The organism is Aeromonas sp. R2-2 (assembly GCF_040908355.1).
GTDB lineage: Bacteria > Pseudomonadota > Gammaproteobacteria > Enterobacterales > Aeromonadaceae > Aeromonas > Aeromonas veronii.
The window spans coordinates 1-20545 of the sequence record NZ_JBFODQ010000029.1 but is presented as its reverse complement, the minus strand read 5'-3'; the positions used below and the strand labels follow the sequence as shown (position 1 = coordinate 20545).

19 protein-coding genes and 1 pseudogene are annotated in these 20545 nt (G+C 58.5%); 12 read left to right on the top strand and 8 right to left on the bottom strand.

What is annotated here, in order from left to right; genetic code table 11:
* Positions 1-23: 23 nt before the first annotated feature.
* Positions 24-1514, top strand: a complete 1491-nt coding sequence (locus tag AB5Z09_RS05475) for a SpoIIE family protein phosphatase (RefSeq protein WP_150997163.1) — start codon at positions 24-26, stop codon at positions 1512-1514.
* Between the two features lie 80 nt (positions 1515-1594).
* Positions 1595-2596: a glycosyltransferase family 4 protein gene (locus AB5Z09_RS05470; RefSeq protein WP_150997164.1), complete on the top strand. Its 1002-nt coding sequence runs from the start codon at positions 1595-1597 to the stop codon at positions 2594-2596.
* Positions 2597-2884: 288 nt separating this feature from the next.
* Here AB5Z09_RS05470 and AB5Z09_RS05465 read toward each other — a convergent pair whose 3' ends face one another.
* From AB5Z09_RS05465 to AB5Z09_RS05455, 3 genes are read right to left on the bottom strand one after another with little or no spacing between them, the layout of a single operon-like run.
* Positions 2885-3520 (bottom strand): sugar transferase, encoded by a 636-nt coding sequence (locus AB5Z09_RS05465; protein WP_108539698.1) that lies wholly within the window; start codon positions 3518-3520, stop codon positions 2885-2887.
* Positions 3517-4710 (bottom strand): glycosyltransferase family 2 protein, encoded by a 1194-nt coding sequence (locus tag AB5Z09_RS05460; RefSeq protein WP_368194808.1) that lies wholly within the window; start codon positions 4708-4710, stop codon positions 3517-3519. The genes AB5Z09_RS05465 and AB5Z09_RS05460 overlap by 4 nt, the downstream gene beginning before the upstream one ends.
* 31 nt (positions 4711-4741) lie before the next feature.
* A complete protein-coding gene (locus tag AB5Z09_RS05455; RefSeq protein ID WP_368194807.1) occupies positions 4742-5857 on the bottom strand; it encodes a glycosyltransferase in 1116 nt (371 codons plus the stop codon).
* 157 nt (positions 5858-6014) lie between these two features.
* On the opposite strand from AB5Z09_RS05455, the gene AB5Z09_RS05450 reads away from it, so the two are divergent.
* From AB5Z09_RS05450 to AB5Z09_RS05425, 6 genes are all read left to right on the top strand, one after another.
* Positions 6015-7430, top strand: coding sequence for a GumC family protein (locus AB5Z09_RS05450; RefSeq protein WP_368194806.1), 1416 nt, complete (start codon positions 6015-6017; stop codon positions 7428-7430).
* A 446-nt stretch (positions 7431-7876) separates the two neighbouring features.
* Positions 7877-8320 (top strand): hypothetical protein, encoded by a 444-nt coding sequence (locus tag AB5Z09_RS05445; RefSeq protein WP_368194805.1) that lies wholly within the window; start codon positions 7877-7879, stop codon positions 8318-8320.
* 61 nt (positions 8321-8381) lie between these two features.
* Positions 8382-9134, top strand: coding sequence for a PIN domain-containing protein (locus tag AB5Z09_RS05440; protein ID WP_368194804.1), 753 nt, complete (start codon positions 8382-8384; stop codon positions 9132-9134).
* Between the two features lie 18 nt (positions 9135-9152).
* Positions 9153-9386 carry a hypothetical protein gene (locus AB5Z09_RS05435; RefSeq protein ID WP_368194803.1) on the top strand — a complete coding sequence of 78 codons (234 nt, stop codon included), beginning with the start codon at positions 9153-9155 and terminating at the stop codon, positions 9384-9386.
* Between the two features lie 324 nt (positions 9387-9710).
* A complete protein-coding gene (locus AB5Z09_RS05430; protein WP_201906248.1) occupies positions 9711-10091 on the top strand; it encodes an Imm41 family immunity protein in 381 nt (126 codons plus the stop codon).
* Between the two features lie 347 nt (positions 10092-10438).
* Complete coding sequence (locus AB5Z09_RS05425; protein WP_368194802.1) at positions 10439-10744, top strand: hypothetical protein; 306 nt, start codon at positions 10439-10441, stop codon at positions 10742-10744.
* Positions 10745-11020: 276 nt separating this feature from the next.
* Here AB5Z09_RS05425 and AB5Z09_RS05420 read toward each other — a convergent pair whose 3' ends face one another.
* Entirely contained in the window at positions 11021-11866 is an 846-nt protein-coding gene (locus AB5Z09_RS05420; protein ID WP_219295278.1) for a DUF1194 domain-containing protein, read from the bottom strand.
* 167 nt (positions 11867-12033) lie between these two features.
* Between AB5Z09_RS05420 and AB5Z09_RS05415 the strand changes: the two genes are divergently transcribed.
* Both AB5Z09_RS05415 and AB5Z09_RS05410 read left to right on the top strand, forming a co-directional pair.
* Positions 12034-12801, top strand: coding sequence for a hypothetical protein (locus AB5Z09_RS05415; protein ID WP_123172955.1), 768 nt, complete (start codon positions 12034-12036; stop codon positions 12799-12801).
* 90 nt (positions 12802-12891) lie between these two features.
* Positions 12892-13338 carry a hypothetical protein gene (locus tag AB5Z09_RS05410; RefSeq protein WP_368194801.1) on the top strand — a complete coding sequence of 149 codons (447 nt, stop codon included), beginning with the start codon at positions 12892-12894 and terminating at the stop codon, positions 13336-13338.
* Here AB5Z09_RS05410 and AB5Z09_RS05405 read toward each other — a convergent pair.
* From AB5Z09_RS05405 to AB5Z09_RS05390, 4 genes are read right to left on the bottom strand one after another with little or no spacing between them, the layout of a single operon-like run.
* Entirely contained in the window at positions 13316-13792 is a 477-nt protein-coding gene (locus AB5Z09_RS05405; protein ID WP_368194800.1) for a hypothetical protein, read from the bottom strand. The two genes, AB5Z09_RS05410 and AB5Z09_RS05405, sit on opposite strands and share 23 nt — an antisense overlap.
* Before the next feature lie 11 nt (positions 13793-13803).
* Complete coding sequence (locus AB5Z09_RS05400; RefSeq protein ID WP_368194799.1) at positions 13804-16350, bottom strand: hypothetical protein; 2547 nt, start codon at positions 16348-16350, stop codon at positions 13804-13806.
* Positions 16347-17546: a glycosyltransferase gene (locus AB5Z09_RS05395; protein WP_368194798.1), complete on the bottom strand. Its 1200-nt coding sequence runs from the start codon at positions 17544-17546 to the stop codon at positions 16347-16349. The genes AB5Z09_RS05400 and AB5Z09_RS05395 overlap by 4 nt, the downstream gene beginning before the upstream one ends.
* The gene (locus AB5Z09_RS05390; protein WP_368194797.1) at positions 17543-18298 is read right to left on the bottom strand and encodes an acyltransferase; all 756 of its coding nucleotides are present in this window, start codon (positions 18296-18298) and stop codon (positions 17543-17545) included. Before AB5Z09_RS05390 ends, AB5Z09_RS05395 begins: the two co-directional genes overlap by 4 nt.
* Positions 18299-18597: 299 nt before the next feature.
* Between AB5Z09_RS05390 and AB5Z09_RS05385 the strand changes: the two genes are divergently transcribed.
* Both AB5Z09_RS05385 and AB5Z09_RS05380 read left to right on the top strand, forming a co-directional pair.
* Entirely contained in the window at positions 18598-19917 is a 1320-nt protein-coding gene (locus AB5Z09_RS05385; protein WP_368194796.1) for a lipopolysaccharide biosynthesis protein, read from the top strand.
* Positions 19905-20545 (top strand): annotated as a pseudogene (locus AB5Z09_RS05380) (oligosaccharide repeat unit polymerase); the annotation flags it as partial. The gene AB5Z09_RS05385 and the pseudogene AB5Z09_RS05380, both read left to right, overlap by 13 nt.

Genomic DNA, 20545 nt, shown 5'->3' with positions numbered 1-20545 from the left:
TCGCCCGCTGATGGAGGCCCGATATGGATGACTGGTTGCGATCTGCTCCGGCAACCCTGCAGGCGGTGCGCGAACTGCGCAACCGGCTGGCACAGGGGCTCTCCCTTTTTCAGGTCTCCCCAAAGGATCAAGCCAACTGGCTGCTCTGTTTCAGTGAGCTGGCCACCAATAGCGTCAAGCACACAGCGCCTCCCGCGACCCGGCTCTGGCTCACTCTGAAAGAGGATGAAACGGGCTTGAGTTTGATACTGGAGGATGATGGCGGCCCGCAACCCGGTCTTGCCAGTGCGCCGTTACCCGATGAACTGCAGGAAGGGGGATACGGGCTGGCGCTGGTGCACGAGCTGTTTGCCGAGGTGCACTTCTCTCGCGACGGTGAGCGCAATCGCGTGACTCTTCGCCAGCAGGGCCCGGTCAACCAGCTGCCGGTGCTCGCGGTGATCGACGATGACAAGGTGATGCGTGCCCTGCTCACCGCCTATCTCCATGAGCACTACCGGGTTGAAAGTTATGCCGACTCCCATGCCGCCCTGCTGGCGCTTGGAAAGCAGCCCCCCGCGCTGGTGCTCTCCGATATCGAGATGGAGGGGATCGATGGCTTTGGGCTGCGCCAGCAGTTGATGAAGGATGCCAAGATGAAGGGGGTGCCCTTTATCTTCCTGACCGGTCATCAGGATCAGTGGACCCAGAGTCGGGCGGGGGCGCTGGGGATCGATGACTTTCTGGTCAAACCCATCACCAAGCAGGACCTGTTGCTGGCGGTTTCGCGGGTGCTGCAACGCTCGCAGCAGCTCAAGTCGCAATGGGGCGAACAGCTGGATCAGCGCATGACCTCGGCGCTGCGCCCGTTATTGCCCGCCACCTCGATAGGGGGATATCAGCTGGCGTTGCAAACCCGCGCGGCCACCGTGGGGGGCGGGGACTTTCTGCTGGTCAAGGATCGGGTGCTGTGGCTCGGGGATGTGATGGGCCACGATGCAGAAGCCAAGTTCTTTGCCCATGCCTATGCCGGTTATCTGCGCGGTTTGCTGACGGCGCACGATCTGGAGCGCGCCCCCGCCCGTTTGCTGACCATCTTGTCCAATGCGGTTCACAGTGATCCGCTCCTTGGGGCTACCCTGCTCACCACCCTCTGTATTGAGCTCGGCAACGAGGGGCGGGTGCAGTGGGCCAGCGCGGGCCACCCGGCGCCCTGGCTGGTCGGGCCCGGCACCATCCGTCAGGTCGGCGTGACCGGCCCCTTGCCCGGTTTGCGCCCGGATCCCCACTTCGTGACCAATGAGCGTCAGCTCAAGCCCGGCGAGATCCTGCTGTTTTGGACCGATGGCCTGCTCGATAGCCGTGATGCCGCAGAGCGCCAGCGCTGGGAGTCGCAGCTCAAGGAGATCTGCCTGACTTCGGGGCCCGGTCTTGAGCAACTGGCTCATCGCATTGCCCGCTGGTTTGATGAGCGCATCAATGATGCCGCCCTCGATGACATGACCCTCCTGCTGGTCGCCTGTCCCGGCGCCTGATCCTGCCCCTCTTTGCCTGACTGGCCCGCTCTATGCAGCTCCTCATTTCAGGTGGCATGGAGCCACGGGAGGAGGGCCTTATGTTACCCATGCAGCAGATCTGGCTGGCCATCGATGCGCGTCAGGTCGGTGGAATAGAAGTTCACATTATCCACTTGGCCAACGATCTGCTGGCCAGGGGATTTCGCCCCACCATAGTGCTGGTGAGCAACCACGGCATGACCCCGTTTACGACCCTGCTCAAACAGCAGGGCTTGCCCTACGAGGTGTGCCAAAACAGCCGCGATTTTATGCGCCGTCTGGCTCGCCAGCCGGCTTCTGTGCTGATCCATACCCACGGTTACAAGGCCGGCGTGCTGGGGCGACTGACTGCCTGGTTCACCGGCAAATCGGTGGTTTCGACTTTTCACAGTGGGGATGACGGGGAGGGGTTGCTGAAGTTTTACAGCTGGCTGGATCGCACCACAGCGCGTTTTGCGAAGTGTATTGCAGTAAGCGAGCCCATCGCTCGCAAATTGCCTGTGCCGAGCACGGTGATCAGCAACTTCGTCCCCATGCCTGCGACGCCGGCTGCGGTAACTGGCAACCGGATTGCCTTTGTCGGCCGCCTCTCGCCGGAAAAGGGGCCGGAGGCATTCTGCCAGCTGGCCGCCTTCTGCCCGGAGGGGGCGTTTCATCTCTACGGGGATGGCCCCATGAAAAGCGCCTTGTTGCAGCAGTATGGTGATCGCGTCCAGCTTCATGGTTTCCAGAACATGGCCAATGAGTGGCACAACATCGACCTGCTCTGCATCACCTCCCGCTTTGAAGGGTTGCCGCTGGTGGCCCTGGAGGCGATGGCTCACGGCATACCGGTTTGTACCTTTGCGGTGGGGGGCCTGGTCAATCTGATCGACCATAAATCCAATGGCTGGCTGGTGGAGCCCGGCCATGTGCGGGATATGGCGGAGCTGGTCAACTACTGGCTGCGCAGCGATGGGGTGGTGCGCAGCAAAATGAGTCAGGCGGCCCGCAACACCATAGCCCGCGGGTACAGCGTCAACAACAGAGTGACCGATATTCTGGCCGTCTACGGCGCCTGAATCACCGAGAAACCTGTCAAAACGAGTGGCCACTGGCTACTCGTTTTTTTATGTGCCGGTGTTAGGGGTTGCAGGGGGCGGATTGCTTCTGTGATCACGCAACGCTTGGGTTTCTGCGGTGGGGCAAGCGGACATCAGGCCTGTGGATGGGGCCAGATGATGGCGATCAGGCCGCTGACTTCTTTGTGATCACCGCGGACGTGCCACAACGATGCGCCATAAAAAAGGCCATTGCAGTGGCAATGGCCTGATGGGCGTTGAGATATGGTTGAGGTCGGCGCGGCGGAATTAGCGCCCCTTCTTGCCAACCATGATGGCAATCGTCTTGCCGATGATATGCACATCCTGCACCAGCCAGCGCCAGGGGTGGAGCAGGGCGACCGAGTAGGCCAGATCGAACGCCAGCTTGCTGCGCACATCATCCAGCGACTCGTCATAGCCCTGATTGACCTGTGCCAGACCGGTGATACCGGGGGCCACTTCATAGGTGCGTTCGATAAAGTACGGCACCGCATCTTCCAGCCGGTTGGCGATCCCGGGCCGCTCCGGGCGGGGTCCGATCAGTGACATCTCCCCCTTGAGCACATTGATAAACTGCGGCAGCTCATCGAGCCGGGTTTTGCGCAGAAAGTCGCCGCTGCGGGTGATCCGGCTGTCCCCCTTGCCACACCAGACCGGCCCGGTGGTCGCCTCGGCGTCGGCGCGCATGGTGCGAAACTTGATCATGAAAAAGAGCTCGGTATGGGTGGCGTGGCTGCGCCCGATCCGCAGCTGACGAAAGAACACCGGCCCCGGGCTATCGAGCCGGATGGCCAGCATGATCAGCGGCCACAGTGGCAGCGTCAGCAGCAGGCCAAGAGTGGCACCGAGCAGATCCATGCTGCGTTTGACCACCAGGGTCAATCTTGGAATGGGGTGTGTCATACGGCTTTCTCCTGTGACATGAAACGTATGGGGGCGCGCAGGCAGTAGCGCAGGGTGCCCATGCCGTTGTACCAGTGTCCGAGTACCAGATAGTGGATCTTGCGAAACAGATTGGGCCAGGGGTGCACAGGGGTCAGCTGGATCAAGATGACCAGCAGATACCCCAGCAGTTGCAGTCCCAGCAGCAACTGAAACAGCAGAGATTGGGTGGCCAGCGGGATGGCGCAGAGCCACAGCAGGGTCAGGCAGAGCGGCATCAACACCCGCAGCCCCTTGCCACTGGCAAAGTTGAAGGCAACCCAGCCGAACTTGGGGTGCAGCAGGGGCAGCAACCGCAGCAGCTGCTGGGTGTTGCCGGCCCCGATCCGCTTGCGCCGTGTCGCCTCCAGCGCGGCATCGGAAACTTCCAGCTCCAGTGCGGCGCAGCGATTGTCATAGACAGCGCGATACCCCTTGGCGATGGCTTGCATCGGCAGGATGAAATCGTCGTTGATGGTATCGGCAGCCAGCGGGGTGAGGCACTCCCGGCGCATCATGTAAAACGCCCCGTGGGCACCCAGCATGCCGCCAAGGGCCGATTCGCAGAGCTTGATCTGGCTTTGATAGTGCCAGTAACTCTCCTCGCCCTGGGAGCCCGGTTGCCAGAACCGGTACGCTTCCCCGACCACCCCTACCTTGGGATCGGCAAAATGGGCGACCGCCAGCAGCAGGCTGTCGATGGGCAGCAGGGCCGAGACATCGGTGAGGGCCACCAGATCGCTGTGCACCCGGTTCATGGCCTCGTTAAGCACGGCGACCTTGCCGCGGTTGCGGGGGTGATCAAACAGCCTGATCTGCAACTGCTGCAGGACGGGATCACCGAGCTGGCTCAGCGCAATGGGGTAACTGTTGTCGCTGCAACCGTCGAAATGCACATGCACCCACAGCTTGTCGGCGGGGTAATCGAGGCTGGCGAGGTTTTGCAGCTTGGCCGCGATGGTCGCCGCCTCGTTGTAGACCGGCATCAGCAGTGTGATGGTCGGCAGCGCCTCATCGGTGGCGTCTGTTTTGAATCCCCTAGCCAGGGGGCGGGGCGGATTGGCTACCTTGCGCGCCTGCCGACCACCGAATTTGAGCAGCAGGGGATAGCCGACATGGTGGTAGACCACCAGTACAGCGCACAGCCAGAACACGATCATGATCCATTCCATGGGATGCTCCTCTGGTCATCGGGTCGCTTGATCAGCGGCTGTAAAGCTGCTGATAAGCCTGAGCCATCCGGCTCAAGCTGCTTTGCTGGCACACAAACTCACGGGTGACGGCACGCAGGCTATGGCAGTGCAGCAACCCTTGTGCCAGAAGCTGGGCAAGGCGGCCGGGATCCCGCTCCGACAGGATATGGCCGCTGGCTTGGCAGACCATTTCTCGGGCCGCCCCCACATCGCTCATCACCACCGGCACCCCGCAGGCCTGCGCTTCCAGCACGCAAAGCGGCATCCCCTCCGCCAGTGAGGGGAGGCAGAAGAGATCCAGCCCCTGATAGAAGCGCGGCATGTTTTCGACCAGCCCCAGAAAATGGACCCGATGGGCGATCCCCAGCTGCTGACACTGTTGTTGCAACGCATTTTGCAAACTGCCGACCCCAGCCAACGCAAGATGCACCTCCTGCGGCAGGGCGCGGATCGCCTCCAGCAGCAAGGTATGTCCCTTGACCGACTCAAGGCGGGCGGCGCAGCCAATCAACTTGACCCCTTGCGGCAATCCCATCTCCTGACGGGCGAGGGCGGCGGCGCCCGGGGCAAAGCGCTGCTCATCGATGCCGTTGGGGATCACGGTTGGCGACAGCTGGCCCAGCTTGGCCAGCAGCTGGTTGGCCACCGGCGTCGCATCGGCCACCAGAATGGGTTTGAAGGCGCGCAGCCCCCAGAGGGCCAGCGTGCGCTGATGGGGATCATCGAGATACCAGGCATCGTGCTCTGTGTGTACCAGGGTGGGCACCCGGGCCAGTCGGCTGGCGAGGCCACCATAGAGCATGGGCCCCAGATGGTGGGTATGTACCGCGACGGGCTTGAGTTGGCGCAGCAGTCGGGTGAGCCGCCAGAGGGTTGCCAGCGACCAGCCCGCGGGCTTTTCCAGACAGTGAATATTGCCCGCGAAGGGATGCAGGGCGGGCCATGCCCTTAGTACATCCCTTTTGTGCCCTTCGAGGGAGATGATATGCACCGGCTGCTCGGCAGGGCTCGCTTGCGTGAGGTTGAGCACCATGGTCTCCAGCCCGCCGGGCTGCAGGTGCTGCACTATTTGAACGATGGAGCCCCTGCGGGGATGGGGTCTGTGCGACGGGGTTGATGACAACATGGTTCGCGCTCCGGCAAGGGAAGGGGTGACACCCCGGATAGCGGGAGAATGCGAATCTTGTACCACTCTTGCTATCTGCCCACAGAGGCGACCAGCTCCTCTGGTGGCACTGCCTTTGCATCGTGCGGGGGGAGGGCCTTTCTCAGGGAGTGATGCCATGCCTGTCCAGTTCTATTACAACCTCTACATCATTCTCTTTGCCGCCTGGCGCCGTCGTTATCTGCTGGTGATCCCGGTGCTGGTGATGCCGCTGGTGGGCGTGACGGTCGGCCTGCTCACCCCCAAGGAGTATGAGAGCCGCACCACCTTTATGGTGCCGCAAGATGCCAACCAGACCCCGACCCTCAAGGATCTGATCACTCAGGAGAGTCTCAAGGATCGCTTTGCGGTGCTCGAAGCCCTGCTGCGCAGCCGTTATGTGCTGGACGGGGTAGCGCGGGATCGTGGCCTGGTCAATGACGAGACCCCCCCAGCTCAGCGCGATGCCATCATGGACTGGCTCTCGAGTGCCGTCTCGCTGCGGCTGATCGGCGATGAGGTGATCGAGATAAAGGTAAAAGCGGATTCGGCGGCCAACAGCGCCGGTTTGCTAGAAGCCATTTCACGGCGCTTTTTCTTCAACCTGCTCAGCAAGGGGCGCCAGTCGGCGGAATCGTCCGAACGTTTCCTGCAAAGCCAGCTCGACAGCCGCCGCAGCGAACTGCAAGAGGCCGAGCAGCTGCTCGCCGACTTCAAACGGGAGCATGCCAGCGCCTTACCCCAGCAGCAGAGTACCAACGTCGCCCGTCTTTATGGTTTGCAGGAGCGCTATGCCGAGAGCCTGATCACCTTGCAGCAGGCCAAGGCCCGGGTAGATCAGCTATCGCTGGGGCAGGAGAGCCAGCTGGCCCGCCAACTGGATGAGAAGCTGCAACTGATGCGCACCGAGCTGGTGTTGCTGCGAGCCCGCTACAGCGACGAGCATAGCAAGGTGCAGAGTCTGCGCTATCAGATTGATCAGTTGCAGCAGGAGTTCGAGCAGCTCAAATCCCAACCGGATATGGCCCGCGGGCCCGAGTGGCAACTGGCCCAGACGCAGCTGACGGAGGCGGAGCAAAACGCCGCCGGCCTGAAGAACCAGCTCGATGGGCTGGACAAGGTGGTCGACTCCCAGGGCGATACCGAGCGCCAGCTCGCCGAGCTGGAACGGGATCTGGCGGTCAAGCGCACCCTCTATCAGGATTTGCTGCTGCGCTATGAAAAGGCCAAGGTGACCGGCGATCTGGGCAACTTCGAGCAGGGAGAGCGGATCAAGGTGATCGACAAACCCTTTGCCCCCAGCAAGCCGAGCAACTACCCGCTCTGGCTGTTTCTGTTGGCAGGCATTGTTGGCGGGCTGGGGCTCGGCTGCGGTCTGGCACTGGTGGCCGAATTGGCGGATGCCAGCCTGCGCCGCTCCGATCAACTGGCCGCCCTGGTCAAGGCGCCGGTGCTAAGCCGCATTCCCTACTGCGAGCCGGTGCCGGACTATCCATCCCACAGTGATCAGGCGCTCGATGGGCAGGTGCTGCCCTTGTCACCAGAACCGGGCTGATTGCCACAAAAACGGGCTATCAGCCGGAATCTGAATATTTCTGAAAAGGCCTTGTGATAAGGCCTTTTTTATATTGTATGGATGGTGGAGTAAACATCGCGGCAAGCCGATAAAAGAGGGGGTAGGCTGCATTTTCTATTTCCGTTTGTTGACTGTGGTCATACCCAGTGTTACAAGTGAGGCCAGCATCTGGCGTTGATAATATCTATATGGATGAAATATTTAATGCTGATATAAAAAGCGAAATTATTCGTTAGCTGTATTTATATTCGACAGAACAGGGATGTTTTAAACATATTAATGGTGATCTTTTTGGATAAAAATGATTATGTGATAAAAGCATCAAACCCTAAACATTGGCTTGAATTTGCATTGATACAGAAAAAATTGCTGATCAGTTATTAGATGCAATTATCCATGGCGAAATAGTTACTGACCAAGCATACATGGCACAACTTTGGAGTAACGCACATTATCACTATGGTATTGGAATCGAAAATGGTTTGAAAGCCTTAATTATTGAAAAGTATCCGGAGCTAGTGAAGTTTAAATTTGATAATGAAAAAGTTTCGTTAAAAGGTATTGGTGTAAAAGGTAAGCTAAGTCATAATTTACATGAGTTAGCTCTGGAAGCTGGTCTTTTTGAATTAATAGGGCATAAGCTTGATACAGCTAAATTAGCTCTTGAATATGTGTTAAGTCATTTTACTGATTCGATAAAATGGCTTCCTAAATATCCTGTGCCAAGTGATAATCATTCTACATTCAAGTATGATGGTGCAGTTCCGGTTGAACTGGTTTATGGCTTTCATATATTGGATGTCATTGTGCCACTTTTTGATTTATTTAAACAAAAGCTTAGAGAACATATAGAGTTGGTGGCTGGATGACGGGTTGCTTCTCAAATTTAAAATGGAGCATCTTTATTAAAACAACATGACTTGAGGTAATATGATTTATATGTTTGTTGATACGTGTGTGCTTCTAGATATTTCGACGAAAAGGCAAGATATTGCTTTTGTTACAGCGTTAGAAACTCTGGTAGAAAGAGATATAGCAAAATTGGTTGTTACTGACTTGGTTGCTGAAGAATACAAGAGAAACAAAGAAGACGTAGCAAACAAGACAGTCAGAAGACTTTCTCAAGAATTTAAACAAGTAAAGGCTATTGTAAGTGAGTTTGCTACTGAAAGCCAAGAACAAACGATAGCCGTTTTAAATGATATTAATGCTCGGCTCCCACTATTAACAGATGCAAATTACAATACTATTTATAGGGTCGGAAAGTTAATTGAATCTGCCGAGATAATTAATATAAGTGAGCGTTCAAAAATTGCTGCCGTTCAACGAGGGTTGGATAAGAAAGCACCATTTCATATAAGTAAAAACTCTGTGGCTGATGCTGTAATAATTGAGCAATTCAACGAGTTTTCACAGGGGGTAGAATCTACAGACAGTTGCTTTTTTATTACCCATAATCATAATGATTTTTCGGCTAAAGACCATCGTAAGCCTCACGAGGACTTTGATTGTATTTTCAATCGTGAAAATGTCCATTATTTTAACAATCTGGCGTCGGCTATAGATATCATTGATAAAGATATTTTGGCTGATATTGAGTTTGAATATGATTCTACAGAAGAAACTAGAGGCCTACGCGATATTCTTGATGCAATGGATGAATCAGTAGATAAAGTTTGGTAAAACCGCCATCAGAATTTAATGTGGAAAATTGAGCATGGAGAAATTGAGGTTGTTCCCGATGGGACGGAGCGTTATGGAAGTAGTGTGATTCATGAGAATATTCTTGATGGTGCAATAAAGTCAGCTAAAAGGGTTGAAAGTAAGTATGAAAAATTAGGCCCTTGGTCAGACTTTGAATGGGGCGTTATCAATGGGAAGCTATCTGCATTACGTTGGGTTCTAGGTGAAGAATGGGACATGTTAGATACCTAAAGCACCGTAGATTGCGGTGACACTCCACGCCAATGTGGCAACTACGTCCCGACCGGTGCCAGTTCAAGAGTGAGTTTTGGGGCGGAGAAGTGGCAATCTGGGAGAGTTTTGGTGAGTTAAAGAGAAATATTGTAGAAAGGCCGCGAACGTCCGATTACGCTTCGCTAATCGAACCTACGGTCCTAATCCTGTTTCTTGACTGCGGAGTTACCCAGTGGTACAAGTGGAACTGTCTAAGGGCGTGTATAGTTCATTCATAAATCAGGTGCCGTTTTCTAATGCTAGAATAGGGCCATTCCTCTAATTACAATTAAGTATGTAAGCATGAAAAACATAAATCGAAATTTTCCTTGGTGTGATGAATACGATGATGATTCGTTCACCGGCACTTTAAATGAAAAAAGAATATGGTCTGATGAAGAGTACTTTAAGTTAGATAATGAAATTTATGAGTTATCTGAAAAATATCATAATGCCATTCAACTACCCAGAGAATTGGTCTGGCGGATAATGAGTATTTTTAGCTATGTAATGACAGCGATAGGCTGCCATTCTAATTCAAATGATGGATATGAGATAGAAAACCTTGACGCAGAACAGCTCTTCGAAAGAAGAGAACGGTTTCAATTAGTATTTGAGGGCTTTTTTAAAGGTGAAATGCCAAAAGAAAAATACTTTGAGTATGGTAACAATAATAAAGAGTGAAAGTTAAAAGGCTCGTAGGTTAGATTAGCCGGTAGGCATAATCGGACGCGCGCGGTGAAATTTCATGTCAATGCGGCAAGTACGTCCCGACCGGTGCCAGTTCGAGAGTGAGTTTCGGGAGACGGAGCGGTGGCAAGATGGGAGGTTTTTGGCGAGTTAAAGAAACATATTACAGAAAGGCCGCGAACGTCCGATTATGCTTCGCTAATCGAACCTACGGCCAGATTCTGGTTTTTGAAAAAATAAGAAAACTATACTAAATAGGTATTTTGATAGGGTAAGTGTTATTATGGATGAGCGAGAGTTTACAAGGTTAATTGATTTTTTGGAAAAGGTTCCAGCAATACATGGGTACTATCGGAAAAGGTTATGATGAAGATGGTCGCTGGTGGGTGAAGTGTGAAATTGATATTCATCATCAATTTTCGTGGAATACAGTTCAAGAATTTGGTTATGTTTTAAATTACATGTCTATCAACGAGCGGCTGCCAACATCTTTCCATCCGGTATCTCCACCTCCATATATGAATGGTGGCCCTGACGAATATCTATCTTGGATAATAGAGTGCAATAATTCAGAGTTTAAGCCTGAGTGGTTAATTGCTCGATTGCCAAACCCAGTTGAAAATGTGGAGCAATGGTCGACGGAGTAAAAATTTAACAGGTTCAGCCTGCATAGTTTACTTTTCTCTTTCGTCTTAGTCTTAATAGTAATCAAGAGAGCTGGAGTATTCGGTTACCAAATGTTCAACTAAAAATATTTGTAGTAAAGCTCTAAAAAGGTTTTGTAGACCAGCTCAAAAATAACTACGAAGATAATAAGTACTTAAAGATGAACCAGAATTTTCAGCCCCATGTTCTGAGACATCATAGCTGCTTCAAAAATCAGGGAGCCATAGCTCCCTAATCGCGACACACGGGGTGATAAATCAGCCGATGGCGGGCGCTAGTTGCCCGTTGACGGGCTGCAGGCGTCCTTGGTTACGGCGCTGATAGCGCCAGGCCAGCAGTAGCGGCATACCGAGCAGCAGCTGGGCGGCCAGCGGGATCTCCTCGATGGGGGCGGCCAGTGCCCCTTCCGGAATAATGCCCCCTTCAATTTCGGCCGCCAGTTTGAGCTCCAGCGCATTGCCAAAGTCGGCGAAGGTGGTGGCATTGATGACAAATGCATCCTGACCGCCCGCCACGTTCTCCACATACCACTCTTGCAGTACCCCATCGGCATAGTCCTGACCTATGGTGATGCCGTTGATGGTGTCGATGCCGGAGGCGAGCAGTTGATCCCGCACGGTAGAGGTATCAAGCCCGTTGTTCTGGATACCGTCACCGGACACATCCATCACCTGGCGGGCGGCGGTGTAGTTGTTGGTATCAAACTGCTGGGCACCAAAGGCCATGGCCGAACCGGGGGCCGTCATCCCCGCATAGGGGCGGACCAGGGCATCCAGAGTGGCGGCGAAGTTGTTGATGGAGGTCATGTCGTAGAGGTGGAACCAGTCAGTCATCACGCTCTGCTGGTTGCTGCTGCTCCACATGATCATCTGTACGGCGATGGACCCGAGTTTGCCGCCACTGGTGTCGAGGATGGCGCTTTGTACATCCTGACTGTAAAAGGCGTCCACATACCCCTGTAATTGCAGATTGAATTCCGATGAACTGACGCTGCCCGACACATCCATCAGCAGTTGCAGTTCGGTATCGACTTCGGTCAAGGCGTATGCGGGGGAGGTTACCAACAACATCCCCAGCAGCCCTGCCAACGGTTTGAGTTTCATTGCTCACTCCTTCTCCCTGGCGCTAGTGCCAACAGGGGGAATGAATAAAGCGTGCCAGCTTTGGCGAATCCTCTGACTTGGCTTGGTCCGGGTGAGGCTGGGCAGGCATGGAACTTGCGAGAACTTGCGTCAGCGGTCAAAAGCGCTGATAACCGGCAGGAGTTGCGATGGAGATCCGTCCCTGGCAGTGGGCACCCAACTGGCTGCTACTTGGTTTGGCCAATCAGTGGGGCATGGTGTGGCTCAATATGGGCCACTTCAACCTGCTGGTGGTGTTGCTGATTGCTATCTGGTGGCAAATTGCATCGCGGGTTGCACCGAGCTGGCGCCCGCATCCACTGGCGCTCGCCCTCTTTATCCTGCTGATCCTGATCCCCAGCGCCAGTTGCAAGGCGCTGGCCTGTCTGCTGTTGGTGGCCTCGCTATGGCGCCGTCATCAGAGTGGCGATGAGCGGGCGGTGTTGCAGATTGTGCTCGCCTTTACCGTGGCGGTGTTGTGGGGGCAGCAGGTGTTTGCCCTGCTCTCCGGCCCTGTGCTGGCGCTCGATGCCTGGGGAGTGGGCCAGTGGTTGCAGCTGCTGGGCTGGGAGACTCGCCTTGATGGCAACCGCATCGAGCGGTTGGGGGGCCATGCCCTGATTGTGCTCAAGGGGTGCTCCTCGTTTTCTCAACTCTATCTGGTGGTGCTCTCCTGGCTGGTCTCCTGCTGCTGGCTGGCGCCTGAGCGCCCCCTCTACCGGCAGTGGCCCATGTTGCTGCTGGTTTGCCTGCTCTATATCGGGGCCAATCAGCTGCGGTTGGTGCTGATGAGCCTGGATCTGCGCTGGTATGGCTGGCTGCATACCGGCTCGCTGGCCCAGCTCTACCAGTGGGCCATCATGTTGCTGGTGATGACCATCCTCTTTATCCGGGGGCGCCGTGATGCGTCTGTCTAAGGGATATCTGCGGTTGGTGGCGTTATCAGAGCCGGGTGGTCAATATGATGCTGCTGGTGATGACCATCCTGTTTCTAAGGGGGCGCCGTGATGGGTCTGTCTAAGGGATATCTGCTGCTGTTGCTGGTGGCGCTGCTCAGTGCTGCCGCCATGGGGTGGCGTTATCAGAACCGGGCGATCAATGAGGGGGCCAAACCCATGCTGATGGAGCTGGTCCAGTTGGGCTGGCGCTTGCGGGTGGCTACGCCAGTATTGGGCGGCACCTATGTCAGCTATCAGCTGGCCCATCCCCGCTGTGACGGCCTGCTGCAGGCCATGCTGGTGGCGCCGGATAGCGAGGCGATGTCAGTGACGCTGGCGGGTGAAGGGATGAGTCAGGGGGTGATGTTTTTAGGCGAGTTGCACCAGAGCCCGCCGCTGCTCTCGTACCGTCTTACCCAGGGTTGGCGCAAGTTGTGGGGGCTGGCCCCTTATCCCCTCTATCGGGTGGCTTTGCCGACTTCTTGCATTGACCTTATTGCGCCGCCGCTGGGGTGACCGCCCCCGATTCACCGTTTGGCAGAATGCGGATCAGCAAGGTATTGGGGGCCAGCATGGGGTCATAGCGGGGCTCCAGTTCAATGGCGCGAGCTCCCAGCAAGCGGGTGAGGGCTGTCAGTCGCACGCTCGCCATCCGCGCACTCTCCAGCATGTCGGTTTGCAGCCCGGGGCCGCTTACCAGCGCAATTCGGGCCGGATCCTTGCGTCCTAAAAACTGATGCAGCAGCTGCTCCTGATCCGCTGGCAGTTGTGTCTCCGCTTTCTGGTACTGCAGTTGCAGCTGGGGCTGTTCGGCCATTTGCTGTTCCCGCAACTGGTTGAGGATTGGCAGGGTCTCATTGACCGGCTCCTGACGGGCGCAACCGGTGAGGATCAGCAGCGGCAACATAAGGGGCAACAGGCGGCGCAGGGCGCTGTCTTTGGCTGTGGAGCGGGGAGTCTGGTTGGCCATACGCAGTCACTTCAGGAGGATGAGTTGGCACCAGTTTGCAATGTTTTCAATCCCTTGGCCAGTTGTTCAATCTCGCGGCGCCACTGGATCCAGGCGGCAGAGGGCAGTTGCTCTGCCACCTGCCAGCGGGTCGGCAGCTGATCCCGCAGACGCTCCAGCAGCAGGGCGGCCTCTACTTGATAGCGGGCCTCCTGCTCCAGCCAGGCGAGCCAGCGCAGATCCTCGATGGCTTGCTGCAACAGCAGCAGATCGTGGGAGAGGCGGTGCGCCTCGCAGGCTTGCGGGCCGAGCAGCATAAAGTCGCTCTCCCGCCCGTCGGTGGGGTCATAAGGCAGGGCGGTCGGCATGCGGCCATGCCACTGCAAATAGCCTTCGGCGCCGCTTTGCCACAGGTAAAACCCGGCGGCTCTCGGGGTGCCCAGATTGTAAAACCAGGGGGTGACCTTGTGCTGGCGCACTCGCGCCACATCGCTCTTGTCGGCGCCAAAGCCTGCGTTGATCAGGGCAATCTCCACCTCTGCCAGCAGACCAACCTGACCCGGATGATTGAAGTGGCCTGCGCGGATCACCGCTGGATCCCGCCGTTTCATCTCCCGCGCCAGGGTGGTGATGGCGGGCAGGGTGGCAAGATCGGGCTCATCAAAGAGGCTCCATGCCAGCGGGGGCAAGCCGCTGGCGGTCAGCCCCTGTTGCCGGGCCTGCCACTGATCAAGCTGGCTGGCAGGGTCTCCCCCCCAGCGTTTGAGCGGGGTATAGGCCAGCAGGGGCGGCACAAAGCCGAGCCCGGCCGCCTCTCCCATGATCTCCCGCATCCCCGCTTCATCCTGTGGCAGGGCGGGCGAGAGGCCGCTGATCCCCAGCTTGGCGAGCCGCGCCAGATCGCAGCGACTGGCCGCGGCGATCTGCTCTTTTAGTGCCTCGGGATTGGGGCTCAGCCAATTCAGATAGGGGGGCGCTTCGACATAGATGCCGACCGGCTTGCTGGCCGCGGGCAGGGTCAGCGGCAGCACCTCGATGGTTAGCGGCAATTGCACCAGTTGCTGTTGGCTCAGCAGCTGAATATTGCCCTGATAGCGCCCCGCCGGGGCGTCTCTGGGGACGGTCATTTGCAGCACCAGACGCCGAGGTACGCCTGCCAGCAGGGTGAGCCCGGCGATCCCCTCGACCAGCTCCTGATCCGAGGGGGCCAACAGGGTGCCGCTCGCCTGCGGGCGAACCAGATGCCACTTGCCGTAATAGGGGGTCAGCGCCAGCGGTGATCCTGCCTGTTCGGGGGGCTGGATCACCAGCAAGGGGGCCGGATCGTCGGTGGCAGCGTGGATGGCAAACTCCAGCAACAGCTGGCTGCCACGGGCGGCCAGCACCGGTTGCGCAGCCTGCTGCAACGCATCTGCCGCAGATAGTGGGGCGATCTGCAGGGTTGGGGCGGCATCCGTAATCGGCGTGAGGCTCAGTTGCTGCGAAGCTGGGGCTGGGGCTGGGGTTGGGGAATAGGGGGCCAGAGTCCACTTTTCCAAAAACAGCTGGCGCTGCTTGGCCAGCACGATGGCGGTAGCGTCGGCCAATACGGCGTGATCTTTTCCACTATTCGGGAGAGCCTCTTTGCTGGTGGGGGCCGGATAGGGGGCAAGCAGCAGCCCTGCCAGGTATTTGGCATCCGGTGAGTGGCCCACCAATGTGATAGTGAGCGGGCCGCCGCGGTGGTTCAGAGTGACATGAACGGGGCCGCCCTGTCGTGCCCCGAACAGCTGCCAGGGATCCGGGTTTGGCAGTGCCTCGCGAGATTGTCCCGCCAGATAGCGCTGCGTGAGCCACTCCTGCGGTTGCCACTGCTCGGCCCAGATTGGCTCGCCATTGACCAGCACGCTGCGCTCGAAGGGGTGGGGGAGGTACTCCCATTCACCGGGGTCATCGAGCCAGAGGGTGAGCTGGTAGCGCCCTTTGGCCAGGTCCAGTCGCACTCCGTCGAGATTGCGCAGCCCATCGCGCACAAGGGCATCGCCGGAGGGGCGCAAGATGGGGGTGGGGTGGCCAATCAGCCGGGGATCCCCCGGGCTCAGGGCCTCAAAGCCGGTAAAGCGGGGCGCGGCGGCCGCCCCTAGATCCAGCGCAATGGTGCCCGCAGGCAGAGTCAGACCGGGCTCCCAGTACCAGCGGTGAATGGTCATTGAGGGGGCGTTATCGGCCATAAAGAGATAGAGCTTGGTGAGCTTGTCCAGCGCCAGCGCTCTGGGTTGGCTGGTGCGCCACTCGCTCAAGGCAAAGCGCTGGGTGAAGGGGCCGGGTGCGACAATCCGCTCCAGATTGACCCGGCTGCGGTAGTTGACCGAGGCGTTATCGTCGATACGCAGGATCAGGGTTTGCGGGCGGGCGCTGGGGTTATGGCCCTCGATCACCAGTTCATCATCGCTGCCTATTGGCCAGTTGTGGGTGCTCAGATCGAGCCGCTGGGGTGTCTGGTTGCCTGTCAGGGGCAGCGGGGTCTGCCACTCCAGCCGGGTGGCGGCCATTGCTGCATGGCAGCAGAGCAGGATAACCAGCCAAAGCCCTCTGCTCATCCGGCCAGCCCCTTCAACCAGTTGTTCAGCTCTGCAGCCTTGTGATCCCAGCTTTGCAGGGCCACCTGCTGCTGGCGCGTGTGGCGCCCTTCGCTGCGGGTGAGCCCCTCCCAGCCACTCTCCTGAAACCAGCCCGGATTGGGTTGATCAAAGGCGGCCCGGTTGATGGCCTCGGCCAGGCTCTCCCCATCGTAGGGGAGCTGGATCTGATCCCGATAGCCATCGAGGGCCGGAAAATCGGTGCTGACGATGGGGCGCCCTACGGCCAGATACTCGCGCAATTTCAACGGATTGCAAGCACGGATCTGGGCGTTGTCAACAAAGGGCAGCAGACTCACCTGCCAGTGCTGGGCATAGGCCGCCAGCGTGTGATGGGGACGGGGCCCCAGCAGATGGATATTGGGGAGCCCCTTGAGGGGGGAGATATCGGTCTGGACCGGGCCAATCAGCACCAGATCCCAGTGGGGCAGGGCGGCCGCCGTCTCTGCCAGCAGGGGAATATCAATCCAGTCGCTCAGGCTGCCGTAAAATCCGGCAATGGGACGGCCGGAGGGGAGATCCGCTGGACGCGCTCTGGGGGGCATAAACAGCTCGAGATCCACCCCGTGGCTGAGGAGCCGGGTTTTATGGGGGGGAAAGCGGCTGGCCAGCGCGGGGCTGGCGGCCAGAATGAGATCCGCTTTTTCCACCAGTCGGGCCTCGCAGTGAGCGATGGCCTGATGATCCACCCCTGCCAGCGCCGAGAAGTCATCGCCGCAGTAGTAGATGACCGCCCGCTCTTCGAGCTTGCCAATCAGATCGACGGCGCTGGGCAGGGAGATCCAGAGCAAGGGGCGATCCAGCTCGGGCAACTGGCGCCGGATCTGCGCCGCCAGCCAGTGGCCATTGATCTTGCCCGCCAGCCGACTGCCGGGCAGCGGCAGGGCGAGCGGCGGCAGAACCCGGGGGCTGCTGGCGTCGATTGGCGCAACCGACTGGCCGCCAGCATGGCGCGCGCTGCGCAGCACGGCCCCCAGTTTGCGGACGATACGAGTGAGATCATGAAGGGTAAAGCGGGGACAGCGCATGCCGATGGAGTTGACCCAGAGCACCTGATAATCGGGCAACAGACGCTTGATCAGGTGCTGGGTGCTGGAGGGGTGCTGGCCCCAATCCTCTCCCAATACCACCAGTTGCGGCAATGAGTGTGGTTTCATGCAAAGGTCTCCGAGGCGTGTGCGAGGTCGCTGTGATCTTGTGGCTGCAAGGGGCGCAGTACGGTGGCTGGTACACCCGCTGCCAGCACACCTGCAGGCAGATCCCGAGTGACGACGCTGCCTGCGGCGACAATGGTGCCGGCGCCTATAGTGACGCCAGCCATCACCATCACCCCGGTGCCGAGCCAGACATCCTGCTCCAGCACAATGGCCCCCACCTGTTCATCGCGATCCGGCAAGCCCCGGGCGCGATCGCGGGCGTTGACCGGGTGCCCCGGGTAGCCCGCCAGAAAGGCACGCCCTGCAATCCGGACGTTATCCCCCAGCACTATCTTGCTACCCACCGCCAGGGTGGTCTGCCAGCCAATGCCGACATTGCGGCCAATCACCAGCTTTGGCGTCTGGCTCGATGCCCGGCCGCTGATGGTCATGGCGGCGCTGAGGCGGCAGTCGGCACCAATTTCGATGGTGACCGGGCCACTGATATAGGGGATGCCGCCATAGAGATAGAGGCGCGGGGCGGGGGCCGTCAGGCGAGATTGAAACAAGGGGGTCCACCAAAGGGTGCGGGTCAGGGTCGCCAGCGCGTTGCTGCCCAGCAGATAGAGCCGATAAAGCAGCCGATGCAGGGGAGGGATCACGGGGCATGACCAGTGGCGGGCGCTTTTGGCCAGTCGCCATACCCGGCGAGCCAGTGGCGTTTCCCCCTGTTTGGCCCAGCTTTTCATCCGGTGCAGGTTGATGGTGTTCATGGCGACCTCTCCCTCTGGTGCAGTCCGTTGCTCGCTAAGCAGAAAGCAGGGATCGGGCCAACAGGACGACCCCAGTGTGATCGGGCCAAATGGGGCTAAGAGGAGGGGCAGATTGCGCTGGTCGGTGCAATTTGCAGCCCGCGTTGTGCAAAACGCAAATGCCAGTCTCATTCTGGGCTTGTTCAGGCCGGTTAAGCCGCACAGAGAAGCTATCGTCTCAGGGCGGGAGTGAGTGGCGTGGGCTTTGCATTAGCGGTAGCTGACCCGGAGCGGGATGCTTCGGGTGGCTGGGAGGCCCTATGAAACTTGGTGTGAACCAGATTGCCATGCTCTATTACGCCGGCGGCTTGCTCCTGATGAAGGGGATCTCCCTGCTGATGCTGCCGGTGTTGACCCATCAGCTGCTGCCTCGTGAATACGGCCAGCTGGAGGTGCTGCTGACCCTCATCAATCTGGGCTCCCTGATCCTTGGCTTCGGGCTGGTGGATGCCCTCTACCGCTTTGCCGGATTGGCGAAAGATGAGCAGGAGCGCCAGCAGGTGGTGGCCCGCATGTTTGGGCTGGTCTGGTTGATCGCCCTGGCCAGTCTGGTGCTGCTCTGGCTGCTGGCACCTCTGGTGCAAGCCTGGCTGCCGGTTGAAACCCGCCTTGCGGATGTGCGCTGGGTGCTCTGCGCCCTGCCGTTTGAAGGGGTGATCGGCGTGCCACTGGCATGGCTGCGGATGCGCAATCAGGCCCGGCTCTTTTTCGTGGTGACCGCAGGCAAGGCGGTGATCCAGTCCCTGCTGACTGGCTGGTGGCTCTGGCTCGGCTGGGGCGTGAGCGGGGTGCTGGCCTCCGGCACCCTGACCTGCGTTGCACTGGCGCTGCTGCTGAGCCTCTGGCAGTGGCGAGATAGCGGGATCCGCTTTGACTGGCAGCACTATCGGCCGCTGCTGCGCTATGGATTGCCCCTGGTGGTGAGCGGGCTGGCAGGCTTTGCCCTGAGCGGACTGGATCGCTGGTTGCTGGCCGATGTGGTGGGGGAGGCGCTGCTCGCCTACTACGCGGTGGCGGGCAAGCTCGCGCTGGCGGTGGGGTTGTTGCTGCAACCCTTTGCCCTCTGGTGGTATCCCCGCCGTTTCATGCTGCTGCGCGAGCCGGATGGATTGCGGCTCAATGCCCACTACAGCGTGATGGGGTCGGTACTGGGGTTCGTCACCGCGGGGATTGTCGGGCTCACCGCCCCCTTGCTTATTCGCTGGCTGACCCCGGAGAGCTATCACGGGGCGATCGCCTATATTCCGCTGCTGGTGCTGGGCATGGCGGTGCGCAATGTTTCGGACTTGCTCAATGTCGGCTGCTTTAGCGGCGAGAAGAGTAATGCCCAGATGGTGATCAATCTGGGCTGCAGCGCCCTTGGGGTGGCAGGCTTTCTGCTCGCCATCCCTCCCTTCGGGGTCGCCGGGGTGATCTGGACCCTGCTGCTGGTCTATCTGGTGCGGGCGCTCGCCTTTTATCTGGTGAGCCAGCGGTTGCTGCCGCTGCCGTATCGCCTCTCGACCCTCTGGGCCAGTTCGCTTGGGGCGCTGGCGATGGTCTGGCTCGGCCAATGGTGGGCAGGATCATGGCTCGTCTAACGCCAGCCATCTGGGCAAGCGCCATCTGTCTGGTGCTGGCACTGCTCTGGTGGCGGCTACCCCATCCCTTGCTGCTGCCGGTGCTCGGCCTTGCCATTCCCGCCATCTGGTTTGCCCTGCGCTGGCCCTTCTTGATGGTGCTGGGGTTTGTCACCTTCTCCTTCTTTCGGCTGCATGAGGTGTTCCCCCAGCTCTATCCTCTCAAGATCCCGCTGCTCTTCTCGCTGGCCGCCATCGGCGCGCTGGTCTGGCACATTTTGCTGACCGGCCGGATCAAGCCCTACTGGAGTCCAGCCCTGAGCTGGCTGACGGCCTTCTTTGTGATGGTCTCCATCGGTGTGCTGTTTGCCAGCAACCGGGGTGAGGCGATCGCCACCTGGACCGGCAGCTACAGCAAGATCTATCTGATGACCCTGGCAACCGCCTGGCTGGTGCGCACCCCGGGGGATTTTGCGCTGGCGGTACGCACCTTTGTGGTGGCGGGCTGTCTGGTGGCGCTGGTGGCCCTCTACAACAAGGCGAGCGGGATCGGGCTGGTGGAGGGCACCCGGGTGACCATAGGGCGCGAGCTGGGCTCTGTGCTGGGGGATCCCAACGATCTGGCGTTGGCGCTGCTCTTTCCTGCCGG

Coding starts and splice junctions, on each gene's coding strand:
- AB5Z09_RS05475 (WP_150997163.1), top strand. CDS start 24: ATGGATGACTGGTTGCGATCTGCTCCGGCAACCCTGCAGGCGGTGCGC.
- AB5Z09_RS05470 (WP_150997164.1), top strand. CDS start 1,595: ATGTTACCCATGCAGCAGATCTGGCTGGCCATCGATGCGCGTCAGGTC.
- AB5Z09_RS05465 (WP_108539698.1), bottom strand. CDS start 3,520: ATGACACACCCCATTCCAAGATTGACCCTGGTGGTCAAACGCAGCATG.
- AB5Z09_RS05460 (WP_368194808.1), bottom strand. CDS start 4,710: ATGGAATGGATCATGATCGTGTTCTGGCTGTGCGCTGTACTGGTGGTC.
- AB5Z09_RS05455 (WP_368194807.1), bottom strand. CDS start 5,857: ATGTTGTCATCAACCCCGTCGCACAGACCCCATCCCCGCAGGGGCTCC.
- AB5Z09_RS05450 (WP_368194806.1), top strand. CDS start 6,015: ATGCCTGTCCAGTTCTATTACAACCTCTACATCATTCTCTTTGCCGCC.
- AB5Z09_RS05445 (WP_368194805.1), top strand. CDS start 7,877: ATGGCACAACTTTGGAGTAACGCACATTATCACTATGGTATTGGAATC.
- AB5Z09_RS05440 (WP_368194804.1), top strand. CDS start 8,382: ATGATTTATATGTTTGTTGATACGTGTGTGCTTCTAGATATTTCGACG.
- AB5Z09_RS05435 (WP_368194803.1), top strand. CDS start 9,153: ATGTGGAAAATTGAGCATGGAGAAATTGAGGTTGTTCCCGATGGGACG.
- AB5Z09_RS05430 (WP_201906248.1), top strand. CDS start 9,711: ATGAAAAACATAAATCGAAATTTTCCTTGGTGTGATGAATACGATGAT.
- AB5Z09_RS05425 (WP_368194802.1), top strand. CDS start 10,439: ATGGGTACTATCGGAAAAGGTTATGATGAAGATGGTCGCTGGTGGGTG.
- AB5Z09_RS05420 (WP_219295278.1), bottom strand. CDS start 11,866: ATGAAACTCAAACCGTTGGCAGGGCTGCTGGGGATGTTGTTGGTAACC.
- AB5Z09_RS05415 (WP_123172955.1), top strand. CDS start 12,034: ATGGAGATCCGTCCCTGGCAGTGGGCACCCAACTGGCTGCTACTTGGT.
- AB5Z09_RS05410 (WP_368194801.1), top strand. CDS start 12,892: ATGGGTCTGTCTAAGGGATATCTGCTGCTGTTGCTGGTGGCGCTGCTC.
- AB5Z09_RS05405 (WP_368194800.1), bottom strand. CDS start 13,792: ATGGCCAACCAGACTCCCCGCTCCACAGCCAAAGACAGCGCCCTGCGC.
- AB5Z09_RS05400 (WP_368194799.1), bottom strand. CDS start 16,350: ATGAGCAGAGGGCTTTGGCTGGTTATCCTGCTCTGCTGCCATGCAGCA.
- AB5Z09_RS05395 (WP_368194798.1), bottom strand. CDS start 17,546: ATGAAACCACACTCATTGCCGCAACTGGTGGTATTGGGAGAGGATTGG.
- AB5Z09_RS05390 (WP_368194797.1), bottom strand. CDS start 18,298: ATGAACACCATCAACCTGCACCGGATGAAAAGCTGGGCCAAACAGGGG.
- AB5Z09_RS05385 (WP_368194796.1), top strand. CDS start 18,598: ATGAAACTTGGTGTGAACCAGATTGCCATGCTCTATTACGCCGGCGGC.